Source organism: Rhizobium changzhiense (genome assembly GCF_013087625.1).
GTDB classification, from domain to species: domain Bacteria; phylum Pseudomonadota; class Alphaproteobacteria; order Rhizobiales; family Rhizobiaceae; genus Rhizobium; species Rhizobium sophorae.
Genome location: NZ_JABFCQ010000016.1, coordinates 1 through 3,087, shown reverse-complemented (window position 1 = coordinate 3,087; position 3,087 = coordinate 1). Strand labels below are relative to the sequence as shown.

4 protein-coding genes are annotated in these 3,087 nt (G+C 58.1%); 3 read left to right on the top strand and 1 reads right to left on the bottom strand.

The features are described 5' to 3' along the window. The first annotated feature begins 95 nt into the window (after nucleotides 1-95). The 3 genes from tnpA (at nucleotide 96) to tnpC (ending at nucleotide 2,424) form a co-directional block, all read left to right on the top strand. A complete protein-coding gene (gene tnpA, locus G9X68_RS31610; protein WP_244956273.1) occupies nucleotides 96-470 on the top strand; it encodes an IS66-like element accessory protein TnpA in 375 nt (124 codons plus the stop codon). Next, nucleotides 467-820, top strand: coding sequence for an IS66 family insertion sequence element accessory protein TnpB (gene tnpB / locus G9X68_RS31605; protein ID WP_168257247.1), 354 nt, complete (start codon nucleotides 467-469; stop codon nucleotides 818-820). The genes tnpA and tnpB overlap by 4 nt, the downstream gene beginning before the upstream one ends. A gap of 68 nt (nucleotides 821-888) precedes the next feature. Beyond that, a complete protein-coding gene (tnpC, locus tag G9X68_RS31600; protein ID WP_164591597.1) occupies nucleotides 889-2,424 on the top strand; it encodes an IS66 family transposase in 1,536 nt (511 codons plus the stop codon). An 83-nt stretch (nucleotides 2,425-2,507) separates the two neighbouring features. Here the strand turns inward: tnpC and G9X68_RS31595 are convergent, their stop codons facing one another. Next, nucleotides 2,508-2,924, bottom strand: a complete 417-nt coding sequence (locus tag G9X68_RS31595; protein WP_164000637.1) for a DUF6984 family protein — start codon at nucleotides 2,922-2,924, stop codon at nucleotides 2,508-2,510. Between the last annotated feature and the right edge of the window lie 163 nt (nucleotides 2,925-3,087).

Genomic DNA, 3,087 nt, shown 5'->3' with positions numbered 1-3,087 from the left:
GTAACCGGTGTCCCGCTCCCACGTTGTCGATGCCGCTCTAATCTGTGATCGCCTTTCCATGGACGAGCAACGGGAGTTTCTCCATGGAGAGTACATTGGAGGTTCTCACGACCAGGAAGTCTGGACGTGAGGTGCATCGGCATTGGCCGGACGAGATCAAGGCGCAAATCGTTTCGGAGAGTCTTCGGCCAGGCGCGATGGTTAGTGAGGTCGCAGAACGCCACGGCCTGAAGCCGAACCACCTGTCCACTTGGCGAACCATGGCGCGGCAAGGCAAGTTGATTCTGCCTGCACCCGAGGATGCGGTGGAGTTCGCAGCGGTGATCGTCGCTCCACCCGCTTCGGAGCCGCCGATCAAAAAAGCCAGCCGTCCTGAGATCATCGTCGGCGCTGTCACAATACGTCTGGAAGAAGGCGCGTCTGCCGCCCGGATCGCCGCTATCGCGCGTGCTTGCGCGGTTCCGGCATGATCTTTCCCTCGAACCGGGTTCGGATCATGGTGGCAACCAAGCCTATCGACTTTCGCAAAGGCCATGATGGATTGGCGGCGCTGGTAAAGAACGAGCTTCATAAGGACCCGTTCACAGGGACAGTCTTCATATTCCGGTCACGCAAGGCCGACCGGTTGAAGCTGATCTACTGGGACGGCAGCGGTCTGGTGATGGCCTACAAGCGGCTGGAGGAGCACACGTTCACTTGGCCAGATATCCGGGACGGTCTGATGACCCTGGGGCATGCCCAGTTCGAGGCGCTGTTTGCGGGGCTCGATTGGCGTAGGGTCCGTTCCGTTGAGGCAAGAGCGCCGACCGCAATCGAATAGGTGCGACACGATGACTCGGGCGACAAATCCGGGCGGCTAGACGAGGCAGAGTTTGGTAAACTTCTAGCATGTTGGATGCCGCCGATTTGCCGGACGATATTGCTGCTTTGAAGGCGATGCTGCTCGCGGCGCAAGCGCGTGAAGTCCGCAAGGATGATCGGATCGAACGGCTGGAGAAGCTGGTCGCCGCTTTCAAGCAGGCTGCCTTCGGCCGCAAGTCCGAGAAGGCCGATCCCGAGCAATTCGATCTCGCATTGGAGGACCTGGAAACGGCCATAGCGGTTATCCATGCCGAGGACGAAGCCGACAGCCCTTCGGGTAAACCGCGCCCCAAATCTCGCGCCGCCAATCGTGGCTCTCTTCCCGCCCACCTTCCTCGTGTCGAGGAGATCATCGAGCCAGAAAGCTTGATATGTAACTGTGGTGGCGGCCTACATTGCATAGGCGAGGATGTGTCTGAGCGGCTGGATGTCATCCCTGCGCAGTTCCGTGTCATCGTTACTCGTCGTCCAAAATACGCCTGCCGTGCCTGCACCGATGGCGTAACTCAGGCTGCAGCACCTGCACGACTGATCCATGCAGGATTGCCGACTGAGGCGACCATCGCGCATGTGCTGGTGTCCAAATATGCCGATCATTTACCGCTGTACCGGCAGGCCCAGATCATGAGCCGCCAGGGGATTGATCTCGACCGCTCAACACTCGCCGACTGGGTTGGTCGGGCTGCTTTCGAATTGCGTCCGGTCTTCAACGCCTTGGTTGCCGACCTAAAGCGGTCAACGAAGCTCTTCATGGACGAGACCCGTGCTCCGGTGCTCGAGCCCGGTTCCCGCAAAACCAAGACCGGATACTTTTGGGCGCTGGCCCGTGATGACCGACCGTGGGGCGGAGGTGCGCCGCCGGGGGTAGCCTTCACCTATGCACCCGGTCGCGGCGGGTTACATGCCGAGCGGATATTGCAAGGATTCACGGGCATTCTTCAGGTGGATGGCTACGCCGGATATAATCGGCTGATTGCCCCAGATCGCATTGGACCGGACATCCAACTTGCCTATTGTTGGGCACACGCTCGTCGCAAGCTGATGGAGATCATCCGCAACGGAACAACGCCGATTGCAAATGACGGCGTCAAACGGATAGGAGAACTATATCGCATCGAGGCCGAATTGCGCGGTCTTGATCCGCAGGCTCGTCTAACTGGACGGCAGGAGAGGTCAGCGCCACTGGTCGCCGACATGCAGTCCTGGCTTGTCCATCACCGTGCCCGTGTCGCCACGAAGTCCCCGCTCGGCGAAGCTTTGGCCTACATCGCCAAATACTGGGATGGCCTGAGGCGCTTCCTGATCGACGGCCGCATCGAAATCGACAACAACAGCGTCGAGCGAACCATCCGGCCAATAGCCTTGAACAGGAAGAATGCTCTCTTCGCGGGCCATGATGCCGGAGCCGAGAACTGGGCGACCATCGCCTCGCTCATCGAGACCTGCAAACTCAATGTCGTCGATCCGCTGGCCTATTTGACTGCTACACTCGCAGCCATCGTCAACGGCCACAAGCAGAGCCGGGTTGAGGAACTTCTGCCGTGGAATTACCGGGCTGCGTAAGCTCTACCCAAAGACATCTGCCGTTCCTTCTCAGATAAAACCATGCACGATGTCACACTGGTCGCGGTTGATAGCGTCGCTGCTTAATAGAAATGAACCCTCGAAAGGTCGATTTCGTATGGATCGGTCACGATTGTGCTGCCGTCCTCTTTGTAAATCTCAAGTTCAGAAAGTCGGCCGTCGGTGACATGCAACGCTAGACGCACGATTTTTGCCACACTTAGAAAGCTGTTTTTGCTATCGGTTTTGTCGTCATAGAAGCCTTCGACTGGAATTTTGTCGTTCTCTCGCGGCGACGGCGCATCACTGTCTTTTACTTCCGCTACCGGGCCGCTCGTCCGGAGCTTCAAACTTCCTTCAGGGCTAACCCGCATGACCTCCACTGAGTTCATCTGCTCAAGAATTTCTGCTCTGCCCTGAAAATCGTCTCGCAGAAGGTGCATCAAAAGGGCGCGTTCCCCTGGGTCGATCTCTCTCCAATGTTCCCGACTATCGACCATTTCTCACCACGCACCTGCCAAAGTTTCGACCAGTCAGAGAAGTCTGAGGGGAGCTTGTGACGCTGTCAACGTCCGCACACCGGCTATTGGCGTCTCTATCCTATCGGTGGCCTCCGAAAGGGAACAGGCCGAGTTGTCAGCGTGGCAGGGGAACAGCGCTTAC